The sequence below is a fragment of the Streptomyces sp. NPDC002870 genome (genome assembly GCF_042888505.1).
Taxonomy (GTDB): Bacteria; Actinomycetota; Actinomycetes; order Streptomycetales; family Streptomycetaceae; genus Streptomyces.
The window spans coordinates 320,295-344,188 of the sequence record NZ_JBIAPW010000003.1 but is presented as its reverse complement, the minus strand read 5'-3'; the positions used below and the strand labels follow the sequence as shown (position 1 = coordinate 344,188).

Here is a 23,894-nt window from a genome sequence, read left to right as displayed (position 1 = left end):
CCGTTCGCGGTGGGGCCCTTCGTCGTTGTTCTCAGCCCTCGTTGTCCTGGTTTTTGTCCACAAGGGGTGCCGCGGACCCCCAGATGGCATCGGCGATCTTCCGGGCGACGTCCTTGAGCATGGCGTCCGGTACATGGAGGTACCGCGCCCGCATACGTGCGGAGGTGCCCGGTTCCCATCCCATGATCTGGTCGATGACGCGGGCCGGCACACCGAGCAGCATGAGCACGGTGGCGGCGGTGTGCCGGGCGTCGTGAAGCCGGCCGTCCCGAACCCGCGCGTCCGCCAGGAGCCGCTTCCAGTCGTGATAGTCCGTGTTCGGGCTCAGCGGGCCACCCAACGCCCTGGTGAACACGTAGTCCGACTCGATCCACAGGTCCCCGGCGGTCTTGCGCTCGCGCGCCTGCACCTCGGCATGCGAGCGGAGCATGGCGACCAGCGGACCCGGCAGGGGCACCGCGCGGCGGCCTGCTCTGGACTTGGTGTTCTTGGTCTCGCGCCGGACCTGTTCCCGGTTCGGGCAGTACCCGGCCTTTCGACCGCACGGCGAGGCTTCCGCGCACCCATGCTTGTACCTGGGGCGCAGACGGTTGCGGCGCAGCTTGAAGTACTCGTTGTCCAGGTCAACGTCAGACCAGCGCAGTCCGAGCGTCTCGCCCTGTCGTAGACCGAGCGCGAGCGCCAGCATCCAGCGAGCGCTGTTCCGGCGCTTGTTGACCTCGATCAGCAGGCTCTGCACTTCTTCCAGCGAGTAGGGCTCAACCTCGTCCTCCGCCTCTTCCATGCGTGGCGGCTTCGCCAACGCGGCGGCGTTCTTCGCCACGTGACCGCGCCGTGCTGCCTCTCCGAGGGCGGTTCGGATGGTGCGGTGTGCCTGGTGAGCCGTGGCGGGCTTGCTGCCGCCTTTCTGCATCCGGCGGTACAGGCTTTCCAGGTGTTCGGGCTCCAAGCGGTCGATGCGGTGCTTGCCCAGACCGGGCACGAGGTGCACACGAACCGCCACCTCGTAGCCGTCATACGTGTTCTCGCTGATGACCGGCTTGGCGATGTTCTCGACCCAGTGCAAGAGCCACTTCTCGACCGTCCACGGCTTGCCGGGCTGTTGCGCCGAACCCTCGTCACGCTGTTTCTCCAGCTTGCGGACTTCGTCGACCAGGTCCTTACGCGTCGGCCGCGTCAGGTGCCGGCGGTAGGGCGTCCCGTCGTCCTTGTAGCCCATCGGCACGCGGGCGTGCCAACGGCCGTCCTTCCCGTAGTAGATGGCCGATTCGCCGTTGGCCCGGCGGGTGCGCTTCTTCTCTTCTGCCACTGGCAGACTCCTGTTTCTCGGTGCCGGGGTGGGGATAGGGGCGGCGGACTGCCCTGTCCGGGAGTGCCGCCGCCCCGGGCGTCGTCAAGCGGCTCGTTGGGCCGCGCGTCGGCGGGCGACGTATTCGGCGGGCGCGTCTGCGGGGACGCGGCGGAGACGGCCGACGGGGATGGACTCCAGCTCTCCAGAGCGGATGAGCCGGTAGCAGACAGTGCGGCCGATCCGGAGGCGGCGGGCAGCCTCCTCCACGGTGAGCAGCACGAGAGTGTTGTCGAATGTGTCGACGGGGGCCGTGTCCATGCAGAGATCTCCCTAGGACCGTAGGAAGGGACTTGGGGGTCTTTCGGAGGTTGCGGATGCGCGCGTCTGTCCGAGGTGTGGATTTCTGCGTCATGGCGTCATCAGCGTCACTTGTGGCTTTGACCTGCGGTTTTGCTTGACGCAGTAGCTAGGGCGTGCGTCATCGCAGCGTCACAGCGTGCGTCATCGGATGACGCAGATGACGCAGGATGACGCAGAGCAAACCGCCTGCGTCATGTCTGTTGTCGCAGGTCAGGTGCCGTTTTCCGACTCGCATGACCCACATGACGCAGCGTCTTCCTTCTTAGGACAAAGAAGGGGCTGCCTGTAGTAGTTCGGTGCGCCTCACAGAGCGAAGAAGGAGTCGCTGCGCGGCGCGTCCTTCGGGCGGCGCGTTGCGCCGAACAGCAAGAGGAGCACGCCTGGCCGGTGGTGCTCCTCTTGCTTGTCCGGGCGAGCGCCCAAACGCGGGTCAGAACGCCCGCTGCTGCTGGTGTGGGGCCGGGGGGAGCGTGCGGGTCATTTCGAGGTAGCGGCCCGCGCTGGTTCGGCCCGAGTCGACAAGGACGGCCCGGGCGGCCAGCGTCGGTTGGAGGCGCTTGAGCCGGTCCGAGAGGACTTTTCCTGTCGTCGGCCACCCCTTGGGCAGGGGACGGCCATCCTCGCCGCTGTAGAGGCGGCTGAGGCACGACAGCCACTCGGTGGACGTCATCCGTTGCGCCGTGCCCGGCTCGATGGTGTCGGCGTGCAGGAGGACGGTCTGCGCGAGGAGGTCACCCTCGATCACGTCGTCGTTCAGGTCGTCCAGACTCGCCCGGTACGCGGGCAGCGCCCCGAGCCCGGTCGCCGTGTCGAACTGCGCGCACAGGTGCGCGAAGTCCGCCATCCGCAAGTCGGTGGGAGTCTCTGCCTCGGCCGCGCGGACCCTGACCGTGAGGTCCAGGAGCGAGCCGAGAACGACCGGCAGCACTTCCGCGTACTCCGCCCACAGTTCCGCCTCGGTGCGCCGCACCGTGGGGCGCTCCAACCGCAGGGGCAGGAGCCGGTCCGCGAGGTCGGGCCGGATGACTCCCACGTCGATACCGGTCAGGAGCAGGGGCCGGCGGTAGCCGACGCGGAACACGTCCCCGTCGGTGAACAGGGCACGCTTGACGCTCTCGGCCCCGGTCACGATGCAGCACATCGCGTCCGACAGGTCCGGCGTCACGTGGGAGAGGTTGTCCAGCGCGGTGACCCATCCGGCCGCCACGGCGGCGATCAGGCTCTCCTCATCCTTCGGTGCCCGCCGCAGGTCACCGCTCATCCCCTCAATGATCCGGGTGAGCATCCGCCCACCCGTGGACTTGCCCGCACCCTGCGGCCCGGTGAGGAACGGCGCGGGCACGGGCACCGTCGGCCCGAGGCAGCCGATCAGCCACGCGATGGCCAGGCATTCGGTCTCCGCATTGGCGAAGTTGCACAGCCTCATCAGCAGATCGATGCCCTTGCCGTCGGTGTCCTTGGCCGGCAGGGGCAGTTCGCCGGTGAGCTGGGTCCGCCGCCAGCACACCTCACGCGGGTCGGGGGTGAGGATGTCCCAGCCGGTGGGGTGGATGCGGACGGACTTGCCGTCGTCGCGGCCCAGGTCCAGCCACGTCGCCCCGTCGAATCCGGGGGCCACGCGGATATTCACGGGCTGGACGTTCTCGGTCAGCGCGAGTGCCTCGATCAAGTCCAATGCCTCTTTGATTGCCGACCCGTTGAAGACACCGATGCCGTCCTTGAACAGGCCGACCATGAGTTCCTGTCGGTGGCTGCCCGTGGTGCCCTGGGAACGGATCGGACGGGCGACGGGGTGGCCGTTCTTCTGCGCGTACACGGTTCCGTCGGCAGTGCGGAAGTACCGGAAGTGCTCTTGGGCGTAGTCCGCGATGACCTTGCGGGCGGGATTCTTGTCGTCGTCAGACATGGCTCAGTCCCAACGTGGTCAGGGCGTTGGTCCACGCGTCGGTGCAGTGCCGGGGCGATTCGCCCTTGGCCTGTGCGGCGGTGAACAGGCGCGCGGTATGGGCGTCGGTGAGGCAGCCGCACCGGCCGTGCGTGGACAGCACCGCGAGGAACGTCCGGTAGACGGTGGCGTGCACTGCCTCACGGGCTTCGGTGATGCGCTGTTCCGCCATGGCAATGCCACGGTCCAGATAGGTCGGGGTGCGGTGAGGGCACTCCCCGCCCCCGACCAGTGCGGGCACGGTGACGGGCTGCGGTGCGGGCCGGACCGTGGAGGGTTCTTTCACGACCAGCGCGCGGACGGCGTCCGGCAGGGCCGTCATGGTGCCGGTTCCGAACCCGAGCCAGCGGGCGTAGGCCATGGTGGACTTGATGTCGACGCCGGGCCGTACGGCGTTGGCGGACTGCATGGCGCCCTGGTAGAGCCAGTGCTCACCCCGGGTGGTGCGCACGATTCGGGTGGCGGGCAGGCTCGCACGGGCCCACGCGATCGCGTCGGCGTTGTCGAGGTCGACGACGGTAAGGCCGGCTCCGCCCGGGTGATAGGCCACGGCTGCCGCTTCGCGCCACGCCCGCTGCCACGTGGGCGAGTTGATGACGTCGGGGTTGGTGGTCGCGGCGGCCCACGCGTGGCAGGGCCCGGGGCAGGCGCACGGCCCCGGCGTCTTCATGTTCGGCCGGCCGCCGCACGCGTTGTCGGCGCAGGCCCGGCAGTTGCCGAACGGCACCTTCCCCGCTCGTAACGGCAGTGTGGGCACGCCGTGGGCAGCGAGGCTGAGGGCGGTTCGCAGGTGCTCGCTCATGCGGCCACCGCCAGCCGGGGGGCGAGGGTGGTGAGGTAGGCGGCCCCGATCCACTCGGTGTAGGCGGGCGGGAGGGCTTCGCGTAGGCGCAGGTGGTCGGTGGACCAGTCGATTTCCTTGGCCGCGCGGATCTCCTCCACGGTGGCCTTGCCTCCGCCCTTGCCGTACGCGGCGACGTACGGGCCGTCGCGCCAGACGCCGTGGCGGTAGCCCCGGACGTAGCCCCGGTGTTGAGGGTGGGGCGGCTGGACGGTCGTCCAGCGGCCGAGTTCGAAGTAGCGGTGCATCAGCACCGCGAGCCCGAACTGTTCCCCGCACAGGCGGATGTCCTTGCGTACGTCGGAGCCCGCCACGTTCTCCATCACGTACGGCTGGCCAGTCGCTTCCAGAGCGGCGCGGGTCGGGGCGATGAGCCGGGGGTAGGTCCGGCCGATGGCGGCGTTGCGGGCGGCGTTGGTGCCCTTGGTCGGGGCTCCTTCTCCCTGGCAGGGCGGGGAGGCGTGGATGAAGTCGAACTCGTGGCCGTGCGCGCGGATGTACTCGATCGCGTCGCCCTGGTGGAAGGTGTCACCGCAGTAGTCCGGCTGTGCCTGGATGTCGACGCCGGTGATGTGGCAGTTGGGGCCGAACGCGCGCCGGTAGCCGGTGGTGGCGCCGCCGATGCACGAGAACGCATCGAGCACGCGGACAGGTTCGAGCCGGGCGAGCAGTCGCCCGATGTCGGTCGGTTGAGTCATGCTGGAGACCTCCACAGGTCTGTTGATGGCAGGTGGGTTGGCGGCGGCCCCGGTTCATTGGCGTGAGATGGGGGCCGCCGTTGTCGTTCGTTGGAGTGGTCAGGCCGCTTGCTGGCCGGGCAGGAGCCTGCCGTCTGCGGTCCTGTGCAGGGCTCCGCCGGCGGTGAGGGTCTTGATCTCGCGGGAGACGGTGCCCTTGTTGATGCCGGTCGCGTCGGCCACGTCCTTGGCGGTACGAGCCCCGGACTGCACAGCGGCCAGCACCTTGTCCCGGTTGGACGCCGTCCCGGACGGTGCGGCCGTCTCCTTGACCAGGTGCAGCGGCATGCGGGATCCCTGGCCGCTCGCGGTCTGCGCGGGGGTCCAGATCGACTTGGGCAGTGCGCGTACGCCCGCGTCGTCGAGGGTCCAGGTGCGCAGCATGCGCGGCCCGTAGCCCTTGAGGTAGCCGTGTCCTCGGTACTCGCGGCCGTCGGGGATCTGGTGCGGGGCGTAGTGGGCGCAGTCGTCCAGCGCGACCTGGGCCTGTGTCGTGCCGGCCACCCGCAGCGAGAACCGCGTGAGGAGGTTCGGCGCGATCAGCTTGTGCACGCCCGGCGCGCCGCCATCGGTCAGCGGGTACTGCGTGGCCCACCACAGGACGACACCGCGCGAGCGGCCCAGCGAGGACAGTTCGATCAGTCGTTGCAGACGGTCCTTGTCCTTGGTGATCAGGGCCAGGATCACCTGGCCCTCGTCCACGACGACGGTGAGCTGACGGCCGTCCCACACGCTGATCCCGCGCTTCTTCATGTCGACCTTGCGGCGGGTCATCTCAGCGTGCGCCTCGTCCACGGCGTCCGTGATCTCGTCGCGTTCCACGGCGACGCGGCAGACCGGCTCCCAGATGTTGGCCTCTTCGCCCTTGCCGTCGATGAGCAGCAGGTCACCGCGCAGGTGGGCGGTCCCCATCAGCGGACGGAACGACCAGGACTTGCCGGTGCCGGACGCGCCGGACACCAACAACCGCTCATCGAAGGGGATCAGGACCTCATCACCTGTCTCCGTGTCCAGACCGAGGCTCATCGAGAGCGGGTCGGACGGGATGCGGTCCGGGGTCCACAGCGAGGAAACCCCCGCGGCTGCCGACCGGGTGGCCAGGGTCAGAACCGCCCACCCGCCGCGCGAGGCAGAGGTGATCCGTATGCGCAGCGCGGTGCGGGCACCGAGCAGCGCACGGATGGAGTCGGCCTTGTCCGCGAGCGTCTTGACCGTCCACGTCCCGTCCAGACGGATCTCACACCGAATGCCGCCCGGCTCGATGGCCGGGGGCGTGGTCACCGTGCCCGACAGGCCACGATCACCGGCGTGCTCCACCCAGTACGACGGGTCAAGACGCTCCATGAGCTGACGCTCTTCCAGCGACAGCGACTCATCCATCGGCACCCGCAGCCTGCGACGACCGAGCGCGAGACCGGCCACGTTCGACCCGATCAGCAGAGCCGAGGTGGCGGCCGGCCAGACGGTCAGGTGCGAGGTGGACATGAGCGCGGACGCGACGACGCTGGGCACGGCGTGCACCGAGTGCGCCTGAATCGCGCGAGCCTTGAGCGTGCTCGGATAGTTCACCCGCGCGGCCTTGAGCTTGGCGCGGGTGTCACGCTCGTGCCGCGCGGCTGCCTTGCTCGCCACCCGGGCGGCGCGGCGACCGGCCGCCAGCGGATTGCGGGACGCGGCGCGCGCCGTGAGTTGCTGCGACTTGGCCGTGGCGTGCGTGGACCGCGCGGCGTTGTGATCCTTCTGCGCGGCCATGAGTGCCTTGAGGTGCTCCGCGGTGCGCAGCTTGTTACGCCGGTCCGCCTCAAGGTCCCAGCGGGCCGCGAACGGCACGCACACCGGGGCGAGTGAATCCAGTGCGCTGTTGGTGGTGTTGGTGGTGGTCGACCATGCTTGCTTCCAGTCCACGAAAGGGTCCTCCAAGACCGTGGATGAGGGCCGGTGCGCCGTTGCGTGGCGTCACCGGCCCGCCCGAGTTGCAGGGGGCGGCACTGTCGGTTGCGTCAACAGCACCGGTTGAACCCCCGCAACCACATCTGACCTGCGACGTTGCAGAGTTGAGCGATGGGGAGGGGTGGGGACCCTACGCGCACGCGCGCGAAGGGGAGCGGAAAATGCCGTCACGCAGCGTCTCCGCGAGGCCATGGGCGGCCGTTCACGACCCGGGGGGTCTCGACCCACACCGGAGGGGGGTTGGACGCCCTGCGGGCCGTCTAAGGCTTCCGTCGTTCAGGGGGCGGAAGAGGTCAACGCCCCTTGCGTCCCGCCCTCTTGGCGGCGGCCTTGCCGTCGCTGCCGCCCACCGAGCGAACGACGGTGACGATGCCCCAGACGCAGACGGCGGCGATCAGGGCGAGTAGCGCGAGGTTGGCGGCCATCGCGGTCAGCACGCCGACCAGCAGCGGGCCGAAGTAGACCCCGGCTGCCACAGTGCCGGCCCCGACGCCGGAGCCGAGTGCGATGCGCTGCACGGTACGGTCCGGCGGGGCGTGGTGGATGTGCTGGTGAACGATCTGCGGTGCGACCTGCTGCACCTGCAGAGCAGCCGGGTCGGCGTAGGTGTAGGTGCCGTCCGGGAGTTGGACGACAGTCAGCGTGCGGGAGGCGGGGAGCTGGTCCATGCCGTTCCTTCCGTAGGGCTGTCGCGGTAGGTGGTCAGAGTTGGTTCGGCGCGATGGTGAACAGCAGGACCGCCACCCGGTCCGCGCCCATCTGCTGCGCGGCGTAGGCGCGCACCTGCCGGTAGATGTCCTGGCGGGTGGCACCCGGCAGACTCGTGTCGAGGTCGACGGTGGCGCTGAACGTGCCCTGCGTCCCGTCAGCGGTCTGGACGGTCATGACGTAGTGGAACGCCGACGTCGCGGTAGCGATGCTCACAGCGGATCTCCTTGACGAGTTGGGGTGTTCAGGCAGCGCACAGAGCAGCGGGATACGCGCAGGTCACGCACATGCCGACCGAGCGTGGGATGCAGTACCCGTGATCCGTGCGGCAGACGGGACAGGTGCGGCGGGCGCGCATCATCGCTTCGTGCGCGCGCCACATGCCCTCGCTCATCGGCCGGACCGGCCGGGCGAAGTCGACGCAGTACAGGTAGGCGGTCAGCGGCTCGCGCCGGCGACGCGGCCGCAGGGTCTGCGCGGCGACTTCCTGACCACCGGGCTGCAGACCCTGTCCCCGCAGTTGGCGACGCGTCGCGTAACCGTCCGGAGCACAGCGCCAGGGGAAGGTGGGGATACCGAACCGCTCGCCGGTCGGGTCGAAGCAGTCGGCAAGCGTCAGCCGCTTCACGCAGCCACCGCCTCACGCTCCCCGTCGCCCCTTCCGGCGCGCTCGGCCTTGAGCGTGTCGCGCAACGTGCGGGCCTTGACCGGGGCAGTGCGAACCGCCTTACGGATGGCTTCTGCCGTCAGCTGCGCATCCGACCAATCGGCCGTCTTCTCACGGGCCTCGACAAGCAGTTCGTCCGCCGTGCGCTTCGGTCGCGCCGATCGAGCCGCGACGGGCACCCGACCAGTCGACCGACGCGGCGCAGGCCCGACCGGAGCCATCGGCTCGTTCGGCAGACCGAGACCAGCGAAGCCAAGCTTACGGGCGACCGCTTCCGAATCCGCGGACTCGGCGACCACCGGGGTCGGGTCGGCCGGGGTCGATTCCGACAGTTCAGAGGGCGACTGATTTACGGTAGCCTGCTGCACTTCCCCCTGGTTTGCGGCAGCGGTCGCAGGAGCGCGGAACATGGCTGCCAACGCGGCATCCGCACCGCTGGCGACCCGCTCTCGCTGGATGTCCAGCAGCCGCATGCCGAGCGAGTGGTCACCCAGCCCGACCTTGCGGGCCAGCTCCCACGACGTTCGCTCCGACCGGCCCCGAACCTTCTCATCCGGATGGTTCGCGGCCACGGCCCGGTGATACGCCAACTCCCGCACCACAGCAGCGGCGCGAGCCTCAGCCTCGGCATCACGGCCGTCGGTGTGGACCACGATGCGGCGGGCCAGGAACGCCATGCCCTCAGCCGAGACGCACATGCCCATCGGGGTCACCGCGTAGATCACGGTCCGGCCGGGGTCGTCACCGGCCATCGCGGCCATCGCCGACGCGGCGGCAGGAAGTGCCCACAGCCCGATCCGGATGATGCGCGGGGAGGACTGCCCCAGCATGGTCAGCCCCAGCAGGACCAGGGCCAGAACGGCGGTCGCGCCCTCACCGGCCGCGACCGCACCCAGCGCAGTTCCCTCACCGTAGGCACGGCTGATGTTGCTGAACGTCCCGATGCCACCGGCCACGCCGGTGGCGAGCATCGGCACGAACGCCGTAGCCAAAACGGCCTTCTGTACCTTCGTCAACGCCCTGCGTGTCTGCGTCATGCCGCATCCCCGGCAGTGGCCGTGCCGGCGGACCGGTTGGCCAGCTCCCGCCGCGCGGCAAGGACCTTGCGGCGGGCCCGGCGGATACGGCGCTGGTCCAGCTCGGTCGGGATCCGGTCGAGGGTCATGATCTGTGCGTCCAACAGCTCGACTTCCGCCCTGATGACGGGCATCTCCAGCTCGATCGCGTCCAGCTCGGCATCCGACGGCTCACCGTCGAGCGACGCGGCCGTAACAAGGGCCTGAAGTGCAGCGATGGTCTTCATGGGTCGTTGTCTCCTCACAGGGTTGGACGGCCCAAAACAGCGGCCCCGGTGTTCGAGCACCGGGGCCGCGCGCCGTTTGTTGGGGCGAAGCAGGAAGAATTCCGGCTCCCCTCAGCCCCGTCCGTACGACCTGTGGCCGGACGGGCGGGGGAGGCAACCGGCCGCAGCGCCGAAGCGCATGCGGTGTGGTTGAACGTGCGTGCGTCTCCTTCGGGGGCGACTCCCGTTTCACGGAAGAGCCGCTAGCCCGTTGTAGGCAGAGACATGACCTTTCGGTCTCGTGCCATCCGGTTGACCAGGGATCCGGTTCCCTCGGCCCCACCTGTCCGAGGCCCCTTCGGCGGGAGTCTGGGCAGCCCAAAGAAGGGCCTTCCCTCGCTGTCCTAGGACTGCGACCGCTTGGTAAGACCATGGCTCACAGTCCCAGGACTGTCAACAGTCCTGGGACTGTGTTTGACTGGTCCCATCGAGAGGAGCACTGAATGGCACCGAAGTGGCGAGAGCTGGCGGACAAGCTGGCCGCTCGTATCGCGATCGGGGAGTACGTACCGGGGCAGCAACTGCCGCACATTCGGGACCTCGTCGAAGCAGGCGAAGGGTCCAAGTCCACGGTTCACGCGGCGTACAAGGCGCTGGAGGCGGAGGGGCTGGTCACTTCCTCTCGCGGGCATGGCACCGTCGTCCGGCAACAAACTCCGCTCAAGCGGCTCGGTATCAGCCGGTACGACAAGGCGAAGTGGCGAGACGGTGACGAGGTGGCGTTCATCGCCGACCGTGTCGCGACAGGTCGCGCGTACCGTCGCGGTGAGCAGACGCAACAGGTCAGTCGTGTTGCGGCTCCGCCGGCCGTTGCCGCAGCGCATGGTCTTCCTGCTGGTGCTGAGGTGTATGCCCGCGCACGCCTCGTTAAGGAGGGCGAGCAGCCCACGCACACCCTGACCAGCTACTACCGACCGGAGCACGTCGAGGGAACACGGCTGGTTGATCCGACGCCGGGGCCGGCCGGACGTGGTGGTGGGTACCGGGTGCTGTACGACGCCGGGTACGAGATCGACCATATGAAGGAAGAGCTCTTCGCCCGCATCCCGACGGCCGACGAGGTGAAGCTGCTGCAACTCCCTGGAGGTGAGCCAGTGGTCGAGTTGCACCGCACCACGTACACGGCCGATGGCACCGTGGTGGAGTACGCGATCGGTGTCCACGCAGCATCGCGCTTCGCGTGGGAGTACGACTTCAAGGTGCCTGATTCAGCACGGGACGGAGGGGCAGAGCAGTGATCTCGACAGAGTCATGGGCGGACGCGCGCCGCCTGTGGGACTTCCACCAGATGCACCACGAGCCACGGCCGTGCTCGGTCGCGGTCGGCTTGGGCAGTCACGACCTGGGCGTAGCCGATACTGCGGTCGACCTCTACAAACGTGGCATGGCGCCGCTCATCGTCTTCACGGGGGCAACCAGCCGCACTACGCGGGAGCGGATGCCGCGCGGCGAGGCCGTCCACTATCGCGAAAGGGCGTTGGCGCTGGGGGTGCCGAGCGCCGATGTGCTTGTTGAACCGAACGCGCGCAATACCGGTGAGAACATCCGCTTCTCCAAAGCCCTTCTCGAAGAGTCCGGCGTGGACGTCTCGTCCGTCCTGCTCATCAGCAAGCCCTACGAGGAGCGGCGCGCCTACGCGACGGCTCGCAAACTGTGGCCTGGGGTCGAGATCGTGAGCGCTTCCACTCCGATGACATTCGACGACTACGTCGAGTCCATCGGGGATGCTCGCCTGGTGCTCGACATGCTTGTCGGCGCACTCCAGCGACTGCGTATCTACCCAGAACAGGGATTCATGGTCAGCCAGCCGGTACCGGACGATGTGGCGGCAGCGTACGAGCGGCTGTGCAGCGCAGGCTTCACGAGTCGGCTTGTGTCGGACGGTGCAGGGACGCGTCGTTGAGCCCCCCGGAATTTGGGGGTCGCGGTCCACCTGCGGCCAAGGTGGTTGCACCCTCGGGTCTGCGGACAGAGTACGACCAGCTCAGAGCCGGTTTCGTGCTCGCGAACCAACCGGTCTTGAGGACCGCCGGTGCCGGCGCGGTAGAACTTTCCCTACTTCATCGAGCAAGACCAAGGGGCCACTCGAGCGCATTGCGGGCAGGTCCAAACCTGCCCGAGTTGCCAACCAGCGTACGGCCCCATGATCATGCTTGACCCCTCACTGGGCAGGCCACCGGCCAAACGTGCTCCGCCGACCTAGCCCAGGAAGCCTTTACAGGACTCGTTCACCTGGCACCATGAAGAACCGAGCCCACCTTCCGCAGCGGAGCAGGAGTATGACTACACCGCCTGGTCAGGGACCCATCAGCGCTGAAGCAATTAAGCACCTTGAGTTGATCCAAGCAGTCGTTACTCGGCTCGCCAACGGTTCATTCTTGATTAAGGGATGGACGATGACCGTGGCTGGTATCTTTTTTGGTATCGCGGTCAACAACCTGAGTTGGAAAATTGCTACGACGGGATTGATCCCCATCGTAGGATTTTGGTTGCTTGATAGCTACTATCTACGCCAAGAGCGGCTGTTTAGAAAGCTGTATGACGGTGTACGGAGATCAGATCCATCCGTCGAGCCGTTCTCAATGAATATCACCCCGTATCATCAGGATGTTCCCTGGGGGAAGGTAATTCGCTCTCACACCATGGTCAACTTTTACGGAATGCTCTTCCTTGTGGCTAGCGCTTTTGCTATCGGGTCCGCAATCAAAGCGGCCCACGGCCGTTAAGCGTGTCCGGCCCCAAAAAGAATGATTGAATACGCCAGTTGCAGCTCAATGCCTAGCGCGGATTTCTATCGCTTCTTCGACCCAAATCGCCAAGCGGTCTTTGATGTGACCGTAAACATACTGGCTAGAGGTGAAGGGAGGATCATATGTCTTGACGATGGAAGACATGTTCGCGCCGCCAATCGTGAAATCCGAGAAGGGGTTCCTACCTTTAGCGGACTGAAGGCCTTCACGATTGAGAAGGTTGTGAATGTGGATACCCATCACACCCTTGCCATCATTCCACGACTTCTCGATCTCGTACTTAATCCACTTCCGTCCTACGGTTCCGCTTCCGATCAGCACGACCGTGCAGGATCTACCTCGGAGCTGCGAGTCGATCCAGTTCCTGATGGCCGACTCGCCGGCTTTCTTCACTTGCTCCCAGTCATTGTCTGAAGCAGGCCGGTTCCCTTCCAGGACGCCCATGTTCCTCACTTGGGAAACCCGCCAGTTGTCCGGAATGTAGTGGAAGCTGTAGAAGACGCTACGTGCCATATGGCCCTCCCCTTGCACCTGTGAAACGGAAGCAGGATACAAGAGTAGTGGCCGGAAGTACATGAATTGCTGACTGGTGGCCTTGGGAGTTTCGAGCGAGCCCAGCGGTCAGGCAACACGAAATGTTCTTGACGGTCGATACCTATCAGTAGTCTAGAACAAAAGCTCACATATCGAACGGAAGTTCACTAGTGGTGTCGCACCCTGATTCGACGTGCCCCTTCTGCGAGATTGCTAACGGGCGAGCGCCGGTGGTTCGAATTTACGAAACATCGAAAGTGCTCGCCTTCCTGCCCCTAGCTCCTGCCACGACGGGGCACACTCTCGTTATTCCCAAGGCGCACATTACTGATCTCTGGCATGCGGATATGCGCTCCCTGACGCCAGTGATGGAGGCGTCTCTGGTAGTGTCCCAGGCTTTGAAGAAGGCCTTTTCTCCCGACGGGCTGAACCTTATTAACTCAGCCGGAAGAGCGGCATCACAAACTGTGTTTCATCTTCACATCCATTTGGTCCCTCGGTGGAACGATGACCAAGTGGGTGACTTTTGGCCCGAGAGTGCTCACTGGGGAGAGTCGAAGAGAGCTACCGTAGCTGAAAGAATTAGGCGCAATATCGGAGGGGCTTGACTGTAGGTTTCAGGGCTTGTCGCGCGGGCGTCTGGTGGCTGCCAAGCGAGGGCGGTAAATCACTACATGAGGCCCAGGCCGGATTGGTTAAACCTATCTCCCCAGCTCATCTCTTGGATTTTATATTTCCGGCATACTGCCTCGGTGATCGTCCTCGGCACATCGACATTGAAGGGCCTCACACGGATGGACTCCAGCGTCGGAATCTCCAGTTCGTTGTTAAATGCATCCGAAAGCTCATCGTCCGTCCATGAAGATGAAACCCACTCGCCAAAGTAGGGCTGAGCTGTCTTCTTAACCGGTAGTTTTCTTTTCAGGAGCTCCTGAAGAAGACCTGTCACTGCGCTGTGATCGTGTTCGGTCTTGAATCGAGCAACTTGGTAGCGGCGGAGAACCTGGTTAACGCTCTCCAGCGCCATCTGATTAATATAGTTGCTCTGCATGGATTCCAGGCTATCCCTGACTAGATTCCTGGGAAATGGCGGCTTTGTGGCAGCCCAGTTACGAAGAGAAACCAAAGCAGGGTCCTGAATCTCATCACACACAGTAGCGTTCTTTAGCGAAGCGGTGATGTACTCGTAAACACACCATCCTCGAGTGAGGTAGTCCGGCGAGTCTAGGATGACAACGTTCTGAATCAGTTCATCCATGGACCGGAGAATCTGCTCAAATTCCGCTTCCTCCTGATTACTCCTAGGGAGTTGCGGGAAGGAGCTGTAGTCGTAGATCACCCAGCAGTTCTGTAATGCCTGAAGCCGTATGAGTTGATCCCCGGAAGGATCGGGATGTTCCTCTGCTTCCCATCTGTGCGAGATAAACACTACCGGGTGCGAGTAGTTACTTGTACTCACCTCGTGCACTATATTCCTCTCGCTACGCGTCATCGACTCTAGCTGCTGGCGAATGCGGTCGATCTCGTCTTTATGAACTGCGCGCGAAGGGCCTTTGTAAGTTACGGCAATAGTTCTCTTCCACCACCTAGCCGTGACATTAAGCGCGCCTTGCACTATGTTGCCTTCTTCGGTTTCAATCCATGTTTCCGGTATGAGCTCATACTTCAGTGGGATGCGGATCCTTCGGGCAAACGCGGACCTTGGCACAGAAACCCATTCCTCATGGTACTCAACAACTTCAGAGCAATCGATCTCCTTCAAGCGTTCCTGTGCCTGAAGAAGGTGCGCTACAGAGTCTCTCAGGAGACTGATTCGCCCGGCTCTCGTTTTGTACTCACGATATGTGACGCCTTCTGCTTCCTGACACCTCTTGAATCGACTCCACTGACGCAGCTCGTCGGCGTGAATCAGCTTGACGGAAGTCCAGAATGCGTTCGGCTGCTCATAAGAGGCGCCAAGTAACGCCTTCAACCCATGGGCAAGTAATAGTGCAAGGGGTCGAAATTTAGAGTCACCGCTGCGTGATGACATGGCCCCCTCAGTCGGCGGGTGTTATGGCGAACAGCGCCGCTGTTGAACGGACACAGTCGCTGGCAATCTGACGCGTTACGGTCGCTAGGGTATGTATTCTAGGCAAACTGGATTGATCCAGTACCGACTTTCGCCGAGTCCGCCCAGACTGGGCGGACTCGGTCTTCTGGTAGCGAGCGTTCCACCACGCGCGCCAGCCTTGATTGATCACGGCGGAGTCACCGCTGGTGTGCAGACCGCCGCGACCGCATCCAACCGCCAACGGCGCATGACGGCCCGAACGACCAGCCCACCAGACCCTCAATGACCAGCTAGCCAGTAGTTCGCATTGTGGGGGTCGTGGTGCCTACGCGGCCCATCGTGGCCAACCTCTGGCCAGGAAGACCGGTGATGAGGGCGACGCGGCTCGTCTGACGAGGTCAGTGCATTGCTGGGACGGTAGCTGGACTGGTCTTGAAAACCGCTCCACGCCCGGCTCTGGGGCGAACCTGAAGGGGCGACCCGAGCACCACTGACAGAGCCCAGGGCTCCGAGGCTAGTCCTCGGGGCCCTAGTCGGCTCCCGTACCTGAACCGGGTCATCACCCGAGGCCATGCGGCTGCACCACACCGGATGGCTCGTCACCCGCCGCACCGCCACGCAAACCCGCATCGGCCAGTGGACCCTGCCACCCGACCCCGAGCTGGCCTACTGCCAGCACGCCCTGCGCCGCGATCCCGAACACTTCCCCGACCCCCTGACCTTCAACCCAGACCGCTGGGTGGACAGCGCTCCGCCGGAGTCGCGCTTTCCCTTGGGGCAGGCAAGCACACGTGCATCGGAGACCGCTTCGCGCTCACCGAGCTCGCCACCGCCATCGCCATCGCCATCGCCATCGCCGTCGCCATCGCCATCGCCATCGCAACGATCACCCGGGAAGTGCGTCTCGAACTCGCCCCCGGCCAGACCGTCCGGCCTGTCGCCCAGGCCACCGTCCGGCCCAGGACGCTACGCATGACCGTTCAGCTGCGCAGCGGCTCCGATCGCCCGCCAGCAACCCCGCAGACGTAACTCGGCTTACTCGTAGCCGAATTCTGGCCGCGCACGGGCGTGAACTGGCGTTCCGGCGGTCTGGCCGGGGAAGACACTGCCCTCCGGAACTCGGGCGCCCCCGCGGACCGCTGTTGTCCGTGGGGGCGCCCCTGTGGCTGCTGCCGAGCGTGCAGACCAGTAGATCGGCGGGTCAGCGGGCCTGGGCAGCTGCTTCCGCCTCCGAGTCGGCGATGCCGAGGTTGGCGTAGGCGACCGGGTTGGCGTACTCCCACACCTTCACGATCTGACGGTCGGCGACGTCGATGCGGAAGATGTAGACGTTGTGGTAGACGAGCTTCTCCGCGCTGGACAGGATGTCGCCGCCTGCCTGCAGGAACACCGAGCGGGCGTCCTCGCTGACCGTCCAGACCTTGTCCAGGAAGGCGACGTGGTCGAACTTCGCCGCGACCGACTCGATGTAGGCGAGCACGGCGGCGGGGCTGTCGAAGACGTACCAGGGCTCCGGGGTGCCCGCGAGCGACAGCGGGATGACGAAGGTCGCCTCCTCCGACAGCAGGGCCGCCACTGCGGCCGGGTCGCGGTTCTCGAACGCGGTGATGAACGCCTGGGCGGTCTCGAGGGACTTCTGATGCGTGCTGTTCATGATCTTTCTTTCGTGGAGGTGCGGTACGGCCGCGGGACACGGCCGCTGGGGAAGGAAGTTCGAAGGGGTCACCAGGGCACGGGGCCGGTGGCGCCGAAGAAGGAGGCGCTGGGCGCGTCAGGGCCGGCGCTGACGGCTGCGACGATCACCGCCGCGCCTTCCTCGACGCTCTGGGTGCCCTGGTGGCCGTTGAGGTCGGTCGCGGTGAACCCGGGGTCGACCGAGGTGACGGTGATCTGCGGGAACGCCTGTGCGTAGACGGCGGTCAGCATGTTCAGCGCGGCCTTGGAGGAGTTGTAGGCCAGCAGCGGCGCCCAGGCGGGGAGAATGTCGGTGTGGGCGGCCGGGTCGGCGTTGATCGTCAGCGAGCCCAGGCTGCTGGAGACGTTCACGATCGCGGGACGGGCCGCGGCCTGCAGCAGAGGCAGGAAGGCGCGGGTGGTCCGCACGGCCCCGAAGACGTTGGTGTCGAAGACCTGCTGCAGATCGGCGGCGGTCAGCTCACCGGCCGGCTCGGCCGGCCCGGCGATGCCCGCATTGTTGACCAGCACATCCAGACGGCCGGCCTCGGCCCGCACCTTCTGTGCGGCTGCGGCGACCGACGCCTCGTCGGTGATGTCGATCAGCAGCGGGCGGGCCCCGAGGGCCTTGGCAGCCTGCTCGCCGCGGTGTGCGTCGCGGGCGCCAGCGTAGACGGTGTGGCCCTGCTCGATGAGGCGGCGGGCCGTTTCGAAACCGAGGCCCGTGTTGGCCCCGGTGATCACGGTGACTGTTGTCATGCCACTGAGCCTGCGCGCCGCGGAAAAGGACAGGGAGAGCTCTCCTCAGCGGGGGGTCGGCCAGTACCAGGCTGTTTGCACCATGCCCGGCGGACAATGGATGCGTGACCGACGATCCCGTAGCCCTCGGCCAGGCCCTGCGCCACTGGCGTGACCGCACCAGTCCTAAGGACCTGGGACTCCCCCTCGGCGGTGTCCGGCGGGCCCCCGGGCTGCGTCGCGAAGAGCTCGCCCAGCTCGCTGGACTCTCCGTCGACTACGTCGTCCGCCTGGAGCGAGGCCGCGCCACCTCACCCTCCCCGCAGGTCCTGGCCTCCCTCGCCCGCGCCCTGCGCCTGACCGAGACCGAACGCGACCACCTCTACCTCCTCGCCGGCCAGGCACCGCCCACCACAGGGCAGGTCTCCCCGCACGTCCCGCCCAGCGTCCAGCGACTCCTCGACCAGCTGAACGGCAGCCCGCTCAGCGTTCACGACGCAGCCTGGAACCTCATCTCTTGGAACCCCCTGTGGGCCGCGCTCATGGGCGACCCCTCACCCTGGCGCGGCAGGGAGCGCAACATCGCCTGGCGCCACTTCACCCACCTGCCCACCCGCGTCACCCACACCCCCGAACAGCAGAAACGGTTCGAGACAGCCCTCGTCTCCGACCTGCGCTCCTCCGCAGCCCGCTACCCGAAGGACGCGCACCTCACGACACTGATCACCAGCCTCCGCAGCGCCAGCGGACGCTTCGACGATCTGTGGGACTCCCACGCCGTCGGGTTCCATACCACCGACAGCAAGACCGTCCACCACCCCGACCTCGGCCCCGTCACCGTCGACTGCGACACCCTCACCGTCCCCGGCAACGACCTGCGCATCGCCATCTGCTCCGCACCACCGGCAACCACCACAGCCGCCCAGTTCGCCCTGCTCGGCGCCATCGGCACCCAAGCCCTGACCTGACCTGACATACCTCACAGGCTGAACACTTCAGACCAGAACCCGTACGACAGTCCACTCAGGCAGAGGATCGGCCTACGGGTAACCCGCTGGCGATCAAGGCGGTCCGGACCGCCTACCGTTCGAGGACCCGACTCCTTGGATGGGTGCCAGCGGGTTCACTGTGTTGTGCCGGGGTCAGTCGTTCAGCGTGGTGGACGGTGTGCCCAGCCGGCAGGTGCTTGCGGCGATGCCGTCCCGATGTGCGGCTTGGGTGCCGAATGCCCGGGTTGCCGCCCAACTGGCAAGCAGGGCGAGCTTGTCGGCGGACTCGGACTCTTCTTCGACGCTGCAGGCGCAGATGGACAGGCCCGCCTGCCGGGCATCTCGAACATGTCGATCGTGACCTCGATCTCGCCGACCGCTCGCGCTGGCCGACCACGACAGGCACCGGGCGCTGGTACGGAGCTCGGTGTGCGCCCCCTGATCACGCGTCGCAACACCGAGCACGGTTCGAAAAGGATCAGCTGAACGCGGCGAACTGCGCGGTGCGGCGGCGGCGTGCCGTGGCAAAGGGAACCACCTTTGAAACACGCCCTAGTAGCCCCGACCCCGCGCCAGTGGATCCCAGGTGAATCTGGGCGCCGTACCCACTGATTGGCCCTTCGCCAGCTCCGCTCGTTGTCCTGGTCTTTGTCCAGTGCACTGACGGACACTGTGGTTCACCTCCGTACACGCACCCCGTGTGAGCTGCCGCGCGAACTTCATTGAACGCTCGTGGACGGCCATGCGGACAGTTGGAAAGCGTGTTGGGGACAACCCCTCACGAGTTCGAATCTCGTATCCTCCGCCAGTGCCTCACCGGGCACGATGTCGAAGGGCCCCACCGTTCGCGGTGGGGCCCTTCGTCGTCCGTAGTCTCATCTACAGTCTCAACGCGCTTCCTCGGAGCCCGCCGGACCGCCCTCGTCGGTGGCCTTCGCCACCTCCCGGATGAGGCCGCCGACCCGCTGCGCCACGTCGGCCAGGATCCCGCCCGTCACATGCTCGTAGCGGGCCGCCATCGCCGTGGACGACCACCCCGTGATCTGCATCACGACCCGTTCCGGGACGCCGAGGATGAGCCTTGGTACAGCTGCTCAAGGGCTCGGCTGCGGGCCTGGCCTCGACCCGCACAGGTAGCGGGCCGCTCTCCACAGGTTCCGGACTTCGGCGAGGTCGCTGTCGGTGCGGAACTTCGGGGGGCCGGGAGGCGTTGGCACGAGGCCGGGCGGAAGGCGCGCGGACGACCGGAACGACACGGGCAGAAGCCGAGGTGGCACGAGTGGCGATGTGGGATCGGATCAAGGACCAGGCCAAGAATCTGCAGCAGCAGTCACAGGGGACGCGGAGCTCTGGCGGACACACGCGGCCGGGTTCGGGGTCCGCCGGCGGATCGCGGGCTCAGCTGGTGAAAACGCTCAAGTCCCAGCTCACCTCCCTCAAGACGGAGCTGAAGAGCGGCGCCTACCGGGACGCCAGCATGGCGATGTGCGCCCTGGTCGCCGCCGCCGACGGGCATGTCGACCCCGCCGAGCGGCAGCATGTGGAGTCGCTGATCCTGAACAACGACGTCCTGCAGAACTTCCCCTCCGATCAGCTGCGGCAGCGGTTCAACAAGCACGTCGACCAGCTGGCGTCCAACTTCCAGCAGGGCAAGGCGGAGGCCATGCAGGAAATCGCCAAGGCGGCGAAGAAGCCGACGGAGGCCAGGGCGGTCGTGCAGACCGGCTTCGTCGTCGCCGGTGCGGACGGATTCGTCGCGCCGGCCGAAGAGCAGATCCTGCGAGAGGCGTGCTCTGTGCTCGGCCTGTCCCCGCAGGAGTTCGGCATCTGACCACTGCCCACCGCGTCGCCTGTCGCCGTCGGCCGGCGGAGTCCAGGCAACGGGCAATTTGACGAAGGCCCCGAACCGTCCGCGGTCGGGGCCTTCGTCATGCTCCGTCCACGCCCTCCCCGTGCGGCTCAAGGGCCTCCCCCGGCCGGAGTCCGAGCGCCGGGGTGACATTCCGCGAGCAGGGGTAGGGCGGGCGGCCTATTCGCAGAGCGCGGTGTCGAGGGCGGCCTCGACGTGTTGGGCGGCGGGCAGCGTCGTGGGGAGTGCGGTGACGACGACCGTGGCCGCTCGCCCATCCGCGGTTACGGCGTTGCGGGTGGTGTAGCCGGGGGCGTTGCCGCCGTGGGTCCACGCGAAACCGCCGCAGCTCAGCTTGAAGGTGGCGAGGCCGAGCCCGTATCGCCCGTCGCCGACGGTGTCGAGGTCGGGGGCTTCGACCGTCGTCTTCATCTCCTTCAGCTGCTGCGGCTTCAGCAGCTTGCCGTCCAGCAGGGCGGTGAGGAAGCGGTTGAGGTCGCTCGGAGTGCCGATCAGCTGCCCCGCGGCCCAGCCCGCGGAGGGGTCGTTCTCGGTGACGTCCGTCCAGGGGGCGTCCGGCCCGGTCGCGAAGTAGCCATGCGGATGCGGCCCCTTGATCGTCTGGTCGCCGACGCCGGGCCAGTACGTGTGCCGCAGCCCGATGCGCTTGATTATCCGGCTGGTGATCTCCTCGCCGATCGGGCGGCCGGTGACTTTTTGGACGAGCAGGCCGGCCAGAACGTAGTTGGTGTTGCTGTAGCTCCAGCCGGTACCGGGAGCGAACAGGGACTTCTTCGCCAGGGCCAGGTCGAGCACTTCACGCGGCTCGAAATAGCGGTGCTGCTGCTTCGTGAGGTAGTCCTGCGCGACCTCCTCGTCGTAATCGGGCAGTCCGCTGGTGTGCTGGAGCAGTTGACGAACCGTGATCTTCCGGCCGTCGATGCCGTCGCCGCGGACCAGACCCGGCAGGAACTTCTCGATCGGCGCATCGAGGCCGATCCTGCCCTCGCCGACCAGTTGCAGGACGACGGTCGCGGTGTACATCTTGCTGGCACTCGCGATACGCACCTGACCATCGACCGGAACCTTGGACCCGGTCTTCAGGTCGCCCACTCCCGCGGTGTAGTTGCGGGTGTGACCGTTACTGTCGCGCAGCGAGGCCAGCGCCGCGGGGAAACCGTCGTCGCGTACGAGACCGTCCAGGCCCTTCTGCACCGCCGTGCGGGTCTTGGCGGTGCCGTGGTCGGCGTTCGCCGAGGGCGCGCCCGCCACGACGAGCCCGGTGAGCACCGCGAGCGCGGAGGCCACCAAGGCGCTGTGACGGCGAGTGCGGGACTGCGGTGTGCGGGGATGCGAGACAAGCTGAGACACGGACAACTCCCTGCTGGACGGCTCTTGTTGACTGCCTCCAGCTTGTCTCCGGCAAGATCACGCATCGATCCCGCGCACTGCCCAGCGAAGGTACAGCTGGCACTACCACCGCACTGGGGGGAGCGTCAGGCCCGGCGTTGGGCGTCGTCCAAGTAGTGCAGTACGGCGGCCACGCGCCGGTCCGTGCGGTCGGTGGGCGCCAGTTCGAGCTTGGCGAAGATGCTGCGGATGTGCTTGTGCACAGCACCTTCGGTGACGACGAGCCGCTCGGCGACTGCTGTGTTGCCAAGACCCTCGGCCATCAGCGCCAGGACGTCGCGTTCGCGGGGGCTGAGGCGGTCGAGGCGGGAGTCGGGCCGGGTGCGGGCGAAGAGCTGCGCGACGACCTCGGGGTCGATGGCGGTGCCGCCGTCCGCGACCCGGTGCAGCGCGGTCAGGAACTCCTGTACCCGGCCGACCCGTTCCTTGAGGAGGTAGCCGAGCCGGGCGCTGCCCTCGGCGAGCAGATCGGTGGCGAAGGCCTGCTCGACGTAGGCTGACAGTACGAGCACGGCCAGGCCGGGCTGACTGCGCCTGGCCTTCACGGCCGCGACGATCCCCTCGTCCGTGTGGGTCGGGGGCATCCGTACGTCGACGATGGCGACATCGGGCTTGTGCATCTCGACGGCGTCCAGGAAGCCGGCCGGGTCGCTGGCCGTGCCCACGACGTCGAGCGACTCCGCGCGCAGCAGCAGCGCCAGCCCTTCGCGCAGCAGCGGGTCGTCCTCGGCTATCACAACCCGCATGGCAGGCTCACTTCCAGGGTCGTCGGCCCGCCGGGCGGGCTGGTCAGTTCGAGTGTTCCGTCGTGTGCTTCGGTACGCCGGCGAATGCCGACGATCCCGGATCCGCTCTCGTCCGCTCCGCCACGGCCGTCGTCGGTGATCTGAAGCAACAGCCGGTCGTCGCGGCGGCGGACCCTGACGGTGGCGTGCTCGGCCTGGCTGTGCTTGGCGATGTTGGTGAGCGCCTCGGCCACCACGAAATAGGCCGTGGCCTCCACGGACGCCGCGCACCGGGTTGGCACGCCGGCGTCGATCCGGCACGGTACGGGACAGTCGGCGGCCAGGCCGGCGAGCGCGTCGGTCAGGCTCCGGTCGGCCAGCACCGGCGGCAGGATGCTGCGGACGACCTGGCGCAGTTCGGCGAGGGCCTGTTCGGCGGCGCCCTGCGCCTGTTCGAGCATGGCGTCGGCGCCGGCCGGATCGCGTTCCACGGCACGGCGGGCAGCGCCGAGCAGAACGTTCACGGCGACCAGGCGGTTCTGGGTGCCGTCGTGCAACGACCGCTCGATGCGCCGGAGTTCGGTGGCGTGCGCGTCCAGGGCGGCGGCCCGGGTCGCGGTGAGCTGGGTGACGCGCAGGGCGAGGTCGGTCCCGGCGTCGGGTGACAGCAGCCGACGCCCCGGCCACGCCTGCAGCCAGGCCAGGACCGGTTCGCAGCTCACGGCGACGGCGACCCAGCCGAGACCCAGCAGGCTGACGGAGAAGGCACTGGGCCAGTCGTGCACGGTTATCACGCCGAGGGAGTCCGTCGCCTCGCCCTCCGGCAGAAGCCGCCACCACAGCGGGAACGTGGCATTGGTCGCCGCGGTCAGCGGCAGCGTCAGACCGACCAGCCCGAGGAGCAGACCGACGGAGGCATGGCTGACCAGCCAGCGCAGCTCCCGCCGGGTGGTGCGATCCGCGATGGCGTCCCGCAGCCGGGTCGGTCCCGTGCCCGGCTCAGGGCCGATGACCTCCGGGCCCCACTGGGACAGCCGTGCGCGTTCCCGGTCGGTGACCGCGCGCAGGCCGCGCAGCGCGCTGGGCACCAGAAACAGGCCCACCCCCACGAGGCACGCCACCGCGGTGGCGGTCACCCACAACAGCATGATCAGGGAAAGGATGGCGGTGCCGACCCCGCCGACGAGGTGCTCGAAGGCGTCGAGGGCGAGCCGAGGGCGGGCGAACGCGTCCCACGGACGGGTCGGCCGGGTCTGCTTCGGGACGGCCGCTGTGGCGTCGTGCGTGGGCATCCGGACCTCCTGGACCGCGACGATAAGGCACACCGCGCC

Annotated in this window: 26 protein-coding genes; 7 read left to right on the top strand and 19 right to left on the bottom strand. The window is 66.9% G+C overall.

Features of this window, described 5'->3' with window-relative positions:
• Positions 1-31: 31 nt before the first annotated feature.
• The 11 genes from ACFYWY_RS06220 to ACFYWY_RS06170 all read right to left on the bottom strand — a co-directional run bounded on the left by ACFYWY_RS06220 (position 32) and on the right by ACFYWY_RS06170 (position 9,802).
• Positions 32-1,309 (bottom strand): tyrosine-type recombinase/integrase, encoded by a 1,278-nt coding sequence (locus ACFYWY_RS06220; RefSeq protein WP_389180450.1) that lies wholly within the window; start codon positions 1,307-1,309, stop codon positions 32-34.
• 84 nt (positions 1,310-1,393) lie between these two features.
• Complete coding sequence (locus tag ACFYWY_RS06215) at positions 1,394-1,609, bottom strand: excisionase family DNA-binding protein (RefSeq protein WP_175255477.1); 216 nt, start codon at positions 1,607-1,609, stop codon at positions 1,394-1,396.
• A 472-nt stretch (positions 1,610-2,081) separates the two neighbouring features.
• The gene (locus ACFYWY_RS06210; RefSeq protein WP_389180446.1) at positions 2,082-3,557 is read right to left on the bottom strand and encodes an ATP-binding protein; all 1,476 of its coding nucleotides are present in this window, start codon (positions 3,555-3,557) and stop codon (positions 2,082-2,084) included.
• A complete protein-coding gene (locus ACFYWY_RS06205; RefSeq protein WP_389180443.1) occupies positions 3,550-4,398 on the bottom strand; it encodes a bifunctional DNA primase/polymerase in 849 nt (282 codons plus the stop codon). Before ACFYWY_RS06205 ends, ACFYWY_RS06210 begins: the two co-directional genes overlap by 8 nt.
• Positions 4,395-5,135 (bottom strand): DNA methylase, encoded by a 741-nt coding sequence (locus ACFYWY_RS06200; RefSeq protein WP_389180440.1) that lies wholly within the window; start codon positions 5,133-5,135, stop codon positions 4,395-4,397. The genes ACFYWY_RS06205 and ACFYWY_RS06200 overlap by 4 nt, the downstream gene beginning before the upstream one ends.
• 99 nt (positions 5,136-5,234) lie before the next feature.
• A complete protein-coding gene (locus tag ACFYWY_RS06195; protein WP_389180437.1) occupies positions 5,235-7,079 on the bottom strand; it encodes an ATP-binding protein in 1,845 nt (614 codons plus the stop codon).
• A 338-nt stretch (positions 7,080-7,417) separates the two neighbouring features.
• Positions 7,418-7,792, bottom strand: a complete 375-nt coding sequence (locus tag ACFYWY_RS06190; RefSeq protein WP_389180434.1) for a DUF6251 family protein — start codon at positions 7,790-7,792, stop codon at positions 7,418-7,420.
• A 34-nt stretch (positions 7,793-7,826) separates the two neighbouring features.
• Entirely contained in the window at positions 7,827-8,048 is a 222-nt protein-coding gene (locus ACFYWY_RS06185; RefSeq protein ID WP_389180431.1) for a hypothetical protein, read from the bottom strand.
• A gap of 28 nt (positions 8,049-8,076) precedes the next feature.
• A complete protein-coding gene (locus ACFYWY_RS06180) occupies positions 8,077-8,460 on the bottom strand; it encodes an RRQRL motif-containing zinc-binding protein (RefSeq protein WP_389180429.1) in 384 nt (127 codons plus the stop codon).
• Positions 8,457-9,536, bottom strand: a complete 1,080-nt coding sequence (locus ACFYWY_RS06175) for a conjugal transfer protein (protein WP_389180426.1) — start codon at positions 9,534-9,536, stop codon at positions 8,457-8,459. The genes ACFYWY_RS06180 and ACFYWY_RS06175 overlap by 4 nt, the downstream gene beginning before the upstream one ends.
• The gene (locus ACFYWY_RS06170; protein WP_389180423.1) at positions 9,533-9,802 is read right to left on the bottom strand and encodes a DUF6284 family protein; all 270 of its coding nucleotides are present in this window, start codon (positions 9,800-9,802) and stop codon (positions 9,533-9,535) included. The genes ACFYWY_RS06175 and ACFYWY_RS06170 overlap by 4 nt, the downstream gene beginning before the upstream one ends.
• Positions 9,803-10,284: 482 nt before the next feature.
• Here ACFYWY_RS06170 and ACFYWY_RS06165 point away from each other — a divergent pair, with 482 nt between their 5' ends.
• The 3 genes from ACFYWY_RS06165 to ACFYWY_RS06155 all read left to right on the top strand — a co-directional run bounded on the left by ACFYWY_RS06165 (position 10,285) and on the right by ACFYWY_RS06155 (position 12,567).
• A complete protein-coding gene (locus tag ACFYWY_RS06165) occupies positions 10,285-11,079 on the top strand; it encodes a GntR family transcriptional regulator (RefSeq protein WP_389180420.1) in 795 nt (264 codons plus the stop codon).
• Positions 11,076-11,744, top strand: coding sequence for a YdcF family protein (locus ACFYWY_RS06160; protein ID WP_389180417.1), 669 nt, complete (start codon positions 11,076-11,078; stop codon positions 11,742-11,744). Before ACFYWY_RS06165 ends, ACFYWY_RS06160 begins: the two co-directional genes overlap by 4 nt.
• A 376-nt stretch (positions 11,745-12,120) precedes the next feature.
• A complete protein-coding gene (locus ACFYWY_RS06155) occupies positions 12,121-12,567 on the top strand; it encodes a hypothetical protein (protein ID WP_389180414.1) in 447 nt (148 codons plus the stop codon).
• A gap of 45 nt (positions 12,568-12,612) precedes the next feature.
• Here the strand turns inward: ACFYWY_RS06155 and ACFYWY_RS06150 are convergent, their stop codons facing one another.
• The gene (locus tag ACFYWY_RS06150) at positions 12,613-13,104 is read right to left on the bottom strand and encodes a TIR domain-containing protein (RefSeq protein WP_389180411.1); all 492 of its coding nucleotides are present in this window, start codon (positions 13,102-13,104) and stop codon (positions 12,613-12,615) included.
• A 191-nt stretch (positions 13,105-13,295) separates the two neighbouring features.
• Between ACFYWY_RS06150 and ACFYWY_RS06145 the strand changes: the two genes are divergently transcribed.
• A complete protein-coding gene (locus ACFYWY_RS06145; RefSeq protein WP_389180408.1) occupies positions 13,296-13,733 on the top strand; it encodes an HIT family protein in 438 nt (145 codons plus the stop codon).
• Positions 13,734-13,795: 62 nt separating this feature from the next.
• Here the strand turns inward: ACFYWY_RS06145 and ACFYWY_RS06140 are convergent, their stop codons facing one another.
• A complete protein-coding gene (locus ACFYWY_RS06140; RefSeq protein ID WP_389180405.1) occupies positions 13,796-14,887 on the bottom strand; it encodes a hypothetical protein in 1,092 nt (363 codons plus the stop codon).
• 862 nt (positions 14,888-15,749) lie between these two features.
• On the opposite strand from ACFYWY_RS06140, the gene ACFYWY_RS06135 reads away from it, so the two are divergent.
• A complete protein-coding gene (locus tag ACFYWY_RS06135) occupies positions 15,750-16,154 on the top strand; it encodes a cytochrome P450 (protein ID WP_389180402.1) in 405 nt (134 codons plus the stop codon).
• A 225-nt stretch (positions 16,155-16,379) separates the two neighbouring features.
• Here ACFYWY_RS06135 and ACFYWY_RS06130 read toward each other — a convergent pair whose 3' ends face one another.
• Both ACFYWY_RS06130 and ACFYWY_RS06125 read right to left on the bottom strand, forming a co-directional pair.
• Complete coding sequence (locus tag ACFYWY_RS06130) at positions 16,380-16,832, bottom strand: nuclear transport factor 2 family protein (RefSeq protein WP_389180399.1); 453 nt, start codon at positions 16,830-16,832, stop codon at positions 16,380-16,382.
• Positions 16,833-16,900: 68 nt separating this feature from the next.
• Entirely contained in the window at positions 16,901-17,611 is a 711-nt protein-coding gene (locus ACFYWY_RS06125) for an SDR family NAD(P)-dependent oxidoreductase (RefSeq protein ID WP_389180396.1), read from the bottom strand.
• A gap of 104 nt (positions 17,612-17,715) precedes the next feature.
• On the opposite strand from ACFYWY_RS06125, the gene ACFYWY_RS06120 reads away from it, so the two are divergent.
• The gene (locus ACFYWY_RS06120) at positions 17,716-18,558 is read left to right on the top strand and encodes a helix-turn-helix domain-containing protein (protein ID WP_120986739.1); all 843 of its coding nucleotides are present in this window, start codon (positions 17,716-17,718) and stop codon (positions 18,556-18,558) included.
• A 908-nt stretch (positions 18,559-19,466) separates the two neighbouring features.
• On the opposite strand, the gene ACFYWY_RS06115 is transcribed toward ACFYWY_RS06120, so the two are convergent.
• Positions 19,467-19,631: a hypothetical protein gene (locus ACFYWY_RS06115; RefSeq protein WP_389180392.1), complete on the bottom strand. Its 165-nt coding sequence runs from the start codon at positions 19,629-19,631 to the stop codon at positions 19,467-19,469.
• 227 nt (positions 19,632-19,858) lie between these two features.
• On the opposite strand from ACFYWY_RS06115, the gene ACFYWY_RS06110 reads away from it, so the two are divergent.
• Positions 19,859-20,410, top strand: coding sequence for a tellurite resistance TerB family protein (locus ACFYWY_RS06110; protein WP_389180389.1), 552 nt, complete (start codon positions 19,859-19,861; stop codon positions 20,408-20,410).
• Positions 20,411-20,608: 198 nt separating this feature from the next.
• Here the strand turns inward: ACFYWY_RS06110 and ACFYWY_RS06105 are convergent, their stop codons facing one another.
• The 3 genes from ACFYWY_RS06105 to ACFYWY_RS06095 all read right to left on the bottom strand — a co-directional run bounded on the left by ACFYWY_RS06105 (position 20,609) and on the right by ACFYWY_RS06095 (position 23,855).
• Positions 20,609-21,799: a serine hydrolase domain-containing protein gene (locus tag ACFYWY_RS06105; RefSeq protein ID WP_389180386.1), complete on the bottom strand. Its 1,191-nt coding sequence runs from the start codon at positions 21,797-21,799 to the stop codon at positions 20,609-20,611.
• Between the two features lie 125 nt (positions 21,800-21,924).
• Positions 21,925-22,584, bottom strand: coding sequence for a response regulator (locus ACFYWY_RS06100; RefSeq protein WP_389180383.1), 660 nt, complete (start codon positions 22,582-22,584; stop codon positions 21,925-21,927).
• The gene (locus ACFYWY_RS06095) at positions 22,572-23,855 is read right to left on the bottom strand and encodes a sensor histidine kinase (RefSeq protein WP_389180380.1); all 1,284 of its coding nucleotides are present in this window, start codon (positions 23,853-23,855) and stop codon (positions 22,572-22,574) included. Before ACFYWY_RS06095 ends, ACFYWY_RS06100 begins: the two co-directional genes overlap by 13 nt.
• Between the last annotated feature and the right edge of the window lie 39 nt (positions 23,856-23,894).

Coding starts and splice junctions, on each gene's coding strand:
- ACFYWY_RS06215 (WP_175255477.1), bottom strand. CDS start 1,609: ATGGACACGGCCCCCGTCGACACATTCGACAACACTCTCGTGCTGCTC.
- ACFYWY_RS06210 (WP_389180446.1), bottom strand. CDS start 3,557: ATGTCTGACGACGACAAGAATCCCGCCCGCAAGGTCATCGCGGACTAC.
- ACFYWY_RS06205 (WP_389180443.1), bottom strand. CDS start 4,398: ATGAGCGAGCACCTGCGAACCGCCCTCAGCCTCGCTGCCCACGGCGTG.
- ACFYWY_RS06200 (WP_389180440.1), bottom strand. CDS start 5,135: ATGACTCAACCGACCGACATCGGGCGACTGCTCGCCCGGCTCGAACCT.
- ACFYWY_RS06190 (WP_389180434.1), bottom strand. CDS start 7,792: ATGGACCAGCTCCCCGCCTCCCGCACGCTGACTGTCGTCCAACTCCCG.
- ACFYWY_RS06175 (WP_389180426.1), bottom strand. CDS start 9,536: ATGACGCAGACACGCAGGGCGTTGACGAAGGTACAGAAGGCCGTTTTG.
- ACFYWY_RS06170 (WP_389180423.1), bottom strand. CDS start 9,802: ATGAAGACCATCGCTGCACTTCAGGCCCTTGTTACGGCCGCGTCGCTC.
- ACFYWY_RS06165 (WP_389180420.1), top strand. CDS start 10,285: ATGGCACCGAAGTGGCGAGAGCTGGCGGACAAGCTGGCCGCTCGTATC.
- ACFYWY_RS06155 (WP_389180414.1), top strand. CDS start 12,121: ATGACTACACCGCCTGGTCAGGGACCCATCAGCGCTGAAGCAATTAAG.
- ACFYWY_RS06150 (WP_389180411.1), bottom strand. CDS start 13,104: ATGGCACGTAGCGTCTTCTACAGCTTCCACTACATTCCGGACAACTGG.
- ACFYWY_RS06135 (WP_389180402.1), top strand. CDS start 15,750: ATGCGGCTGCACCACACCGGATGGCTCGTCACCCGCCGCACCGCCACG.
- ACFYWY_RS06130 (WP_389180399.1), bottom strand. CDS start 16,832: ATGAACAGCACGCATCAGAAGTCCCTCGAGACCGCCCAGGCGTTCATC.
- ACFYWY_RS06125 (WP_389180396.1), bottom strand. CDS start 17,611: ATGACAACAGTCACCGTGATCACCGGGGCCAACACGGGCCTCGGTTTC.
- ACFYWY_RS06100 (WP_389180383.1), bottom strand. CDS start 22,584: ATGCGGGTTGTGATAGCCGAGGACGACCCGCTGCTGCGCGAAGGGCTG.
- ACFYWY_RS06095 (WP_389180380.1), bottom strand. CDS start 23,855: ATGCCCACGCACGACGCCACAGCGGCCGTCCCGAAGCAGACCCGGCCG.